This window comes from Moorena sp. SIO4E2, assembly GCF_010671945.1.
Taxonomy (GTDB): domain Bacteria; phylum Cyanobacteriota; class Cyanobacteriia; order Cyanobacteriales; family Coleofasciculaceae; genus Moorena; species Moorena producens.
The window spans coordinates 1-4157 of the sequence record NZ_JAAHIE010000591.1; the positions used below are offsets into that span (position 1 = coordinate 1).

The following is a 4157-nucleotide window of genomic DNA, read 5'->3' on the forward strand; positions in this document are numbered from 1 at the left end:
CTCCCCTGTTCCCTTGCTGCATCGATTTCAGTACTCAAATCGATTGTTATGACTTCCTTTATTAAGTTTTTTTGTAATAGTGCCAGCTATCAGCATAACTCCCCAAACTTTTCCCGATAACGAGCCAACAACGATTCCCTATCTGCTAATTGATTTATTACCGATTAGCTATTATTAAAGTGTATCTATAAACTCTCTCTAAGAGTAGTGTTGGTTTAAGAGTTTCCCTGGGTAATCTAGGATTAGGCGATAAGTCCAGAGTCAGCCTTCATCCTTAATCCTTCCTAAAAGTTTGTACTAATCAAAATACTGGAGTAGATAAATCAGGTGAAACCCTATTTACCAATCCAACTATTAACAACATTATTTGTAATCACAACCAGCACCCTGACTCCTGCTGTTTCTAAAGCTCAAATCGATTTACCCTGTTTCATGCGGGATGCCAATGGCAATCTGATTGACCTTGGCAAACTTTGTGGCATATCAAAGCAAAACAGTTCAGGAGTGATTACAATCCCGATCAAACGCCGAGTCTATAACACTCCTGTGATTGATGTCACTTTTAATGGTAAACGAACCTTTGAAATGGTGGTTGATACAGGAGCATCCGTCGTGACAATTACCCCAAAAATGGCAAAAGCTTTGGGATTGAAACCAGAAGGAACTGCCACGATGGATACAGCTAATGGTACAGTTGATGTACCCCTGGGTCGCTTGGCCTCCGCTGCCGCAGGAGGTATTGTGGCTAACAACCTACTGGTTGCTGTTAGTCCATCCCTGTCAATTGGACTGCTAGGACACAATTTCTATCAAGATTATGATCTCACGATTAAGCAAGATGTCATTGAGTTGCACCTTCGTTAATGCGTAAGGTTAAACACACGCTCTTTACAGAGGTTTCGGGCACTCGCCAACAAGAAAGCGATCGCTTAATCAAATCAATCATTTGGGCTTCGGTCAGGGTAGAGGCTGCTTCATCCCACATCACCCTGATCACGCGACCTCTACGAACTAGGAACTCGAAGACAATTTCACCAGCTACCCCTAGGGGTAGGTTCAATCGTTGCAGATGTTGGGTTAAACAGGTTGTCCCTATTTCATCTAATCCCTTAACTCTGACCAACTGTAACCTGTGATGGCTGATTGCCGCTGAGCTTAATATCTCTGACTTCACCTTTTTAATCAATCTAGGACAGACCAAGGTCAATTCAAAATTATCTGGTGATTGATTGGCTAAATAGTCCTCAGTAATAATTTTTGATGCCTGATGGGTACCATAGCGATTATCATTATCATTGAGGCTATCCTGAACTGTCTTAGAAAGAATATAATCCTGAGGGCTCATTTCTGATGCCTGATGGGTATCATAGCGATTATCATTATTACAGGTTAGCTTAGATTCTTGGTACCTGTTTTGCCTATACTCTGACTGTTGAATCCAAGCTTTGCTTTTAACCCCCAATTTCCTATATTCACTTATTGGTAACACAGATCTTGGGATAGGAGAAGACCAGGCGGTGCCAGAAGATAAGGGAGAGAGGGAAAACAGTAACGATCGGTTGATCTTAGAGTTCTTCGGTTTCCCCTTTTTCCCCTGCTCATCAGGCAAGAATTTGGAATTGATGTCAATTGCTGCTTGTCTCCTGCTCTCCTTATCCCCTGCTCTCAACCCTGAACGCCACTTCTGTAGCCTGAGTCTATCCTGAATTGCACTAGCAAAAGTACTTTTGATCATGCCTTCCCAGTTAACTCCTTCTGGGATTGTTACTGGTACTTGCATCGATATGAGGTGGCTTTCACCTGCAACCGGTACCTGATCACTGACAGCCACAAAAGCGGTGTACTGGCACAATAGTTGATAACTCAACGCTGTTTCCGTCACTGCCTCTACCCCAGCTTTAGTTTCACAGCTCAACATTTGCTGCATCAGGTGTTTAATCCTTGCTCTACCCCACAGCTGGGCAATAGCTGGATTGTTGGCTTGATCAAAATTGAGGTTAAATCTTTTCTGGTAGTAACTACCATCCCCCCTAGTACCCGTAATCCTGAGAGTGCCAGTAGGGGTTGTTCGGGTAGCGTGGCCTTTTGGCCAAGGTTGGTTTGGGGTTAAGGTTGAATGTTGTTTGGTTGAAAGTTCTTCAGCTGTAACCTTCGAGTCCGGTAGGTTATTCTCCAAACTTTTAACCTTCAACTTGCTAACCTGCAACTGTTCTGCCTGGAACTCTTGAATGGGAGAAATACGTCCACAGATAACCAAAGGCTGCTGGGTAAATAGATCCGGAGTGGGATTGGGATAAATTATCGCTTCCCCTAGGCCTTCCCAGGTAACGTGAATATTGGTTAGCACTGGGTTATTAATTTGACGGAAAAACTGTTCCGCTACTGCTTCAGTTGGTTCATCCTGACGCACGATTCTAGCTATTCCCCGTCCAATTTCAGCTAAGCGATTCAGCAGAAACCGGTTCGGAGAACTGCCGACACCAAAGCTATAGATGCGATTTCCAGGTTTAAGCTGTTGCTGTACTTCTGCTAGTACCTGATTCTCATTGCTAATGTAGCCATCACTTAGCAGTACAATACTCCGTAGTCGTCCCTCCGGTGCAGCCGGTAAATTCAGCAAGTGACGAATACCTTTGAGTAAATAAGTACCACCGTTGGCTTTTAATTGATTGATGTAGTTAATCGCCTTTCTACAGTTTTGGGGGCTATTCGATAAGGGTTTGGTGGATAGCTGGGTAGCCCTATCTGAAACATCAATAATGGTAAAGGTATCCTTCGGATTGAGTCCATTAATAAACCGACGCATCAATTCCTGAGACTTTAGCAGAGGATCCCCCATTTGAGAACCAGAGGTATCGATCACGAACACCACATCCTTTGGCACAATCTCATCGGTGCTATAGTCCAACGCAGGGATAAGATACACAGCAAAATGATTGCCTCGTTGATCTGAGTGGGTAAGTAGTGTTGTCTGAGTTTGCTCCTTGGCAATCCCATAGCGTAGAATCAGGTCTTTGTTGGGAATCGTGTCTTCCTGACTCAGTTTGACCCGCAGGATTGCCCCCTGTTGTTCAATGTTGAGTTGTTCAATGTTAATCTGATGGGAGGTAGAATAAATCTCTGTAATTGCTACTCCAGCGTCAATCTCAACGGTTACCCCAATGTCATGACCTGAGCGAATGTCTGGGGGAATCAAGGGTGGAGTGATTCGGGAAGCATCGGGAACGAAGTCAGTATCCCCACTCTCATCAATGGGAGTACCAGGGATAAAACGGGGGCCAACTACCATTGGGAAGACAAATTCATAGTTACCCCCCTGGAACTGTAGCTGATCGGTATAGCGAAGGGTGACCTCAATTTGCTCCCCTGGTTTAATGTGAGCTAGAGATTGAGTAAAAATATTATCCCGTTCTTGCTCTAAGAGTCCCGCACTCCGCCCCTGACTGCAAGCTTGCTCGTAGATAGTTTGAGCGTCTTCCCGTTTTTTGATATTGCCCTCAATTATGCGATCGCTTAATTTAATCTCCATCTGATCCACTGCTGCTTCATCCGGTAGTGGAAAGATATAGACCGCTTCTAAGGGTTGGCTGAAAGGATTCTCAAAGGTCTGTGTCACCTCTACCCGTGACAGGTGACCGGTAATTTTGGCGTAAACGTCTGTATGTTTCAGAGGAAATACCGAATGTTGCTCCTCTTCGTTAACGTATAGTCCCCCTAGCAACTGCTTGGAGCATAATAGTGCATGAGTGGGCATGGGCATTTACCTTAAGATTGAGCAAATGGGTGAGTTTCGCCACTGTCCCTATCAGTAGCAAGGTTCTGGGTAGACGCACCATGCTAGCCACAAATCTAATCATAAATCCTTACCAAGAGTGAACTTGGGTCAATCTGCCTTTTAGTTAGCCATCATAATCACTGTCAATCTCAATATCGAGAGTTTCTTGATCTACCCTTACATACAAAATATTTGGACGACAGCAGACTTGACAATCTTCGATATAGGATTGCTGTTCACCAGCGCTTAGATCTACAAAGGTCAAAATGGTTTCACCATAATAGGCACAGGAATATTGAGCAGTCTCTTGCATTCACTACAGAATTTTCTTTGAGTGTAGCAATAATTGTATTGGGTCAGGACTGACGGAGATCACAACTGA

General features: G+C 44.1%; 3 protein-coding genes. 1 reads left to right on the forward strand and 2 read right to left on the reverse strand.

The window, feature by feature from the left end; all coding sequences use genetic code 11:
- The first annotated feature begins 327 nt into the window (after positions 1–327).
- Positions 328–864, forward strand: a complete 537-nt coding sequence (locus F6K37_RS33635; RefSeq protein ID WP_287255070.1) for a retropepsin-like aspartic protease family protein — start codon at positions 328–330, stop codon at positions 862–864.
- Here F6K37_RS33635 and F6K37_RS45050 read toward each other — a convergent pair.
- Together F6K37_RS45050 and F6K37_RS33650 are read right to left on the reverse strand one after the other, a co-directional pair.
- Positions 842–3760 (reverse strand): VIT domain-containing protein, encoded by a 2919-nt coding sequence (locus tag F6K37_RS45050; protein WP_353838814.1) that lies wholly within the window; start codon positions 3758–3760, stop codon positions 842–844. The genes F6K37_RS33635 and F6K37_RS45050 overlap by 23 nt on opposite strands.
- A gap of 139 nt (positions 3761–3899) precedes the next feature.
- Positions 3900–4088, reverse strand: a complete 189-nt coding sequence (locus F6K37_RS33650; protein WP_008181174.1) for a CPXCG motif-containing cysteine-rich protein — start codon at positions 4086–4088, stop codon at positions 3900–3902.
- Positions 4089–4157: the final 69 nt, after the last annotated feature.

Excerpts from the sequence above, each read along its gene's own strand:
- F6K37_RS45050 (WP_353838814.1), bottom strand. The coding sequence starts at position 3,760 with ATGCCCATGCCCACTCATGCACTATTATGCTCCAAGCAGTTGCTAGGG.
- F6K37_RS33650 (WP_008181174.1), bottom strand. The coding sequence starts at position 4,088 with ATGCAAGAGACTGCTCAATATTCCTGTGCCTATTATGGTGAAACCATT.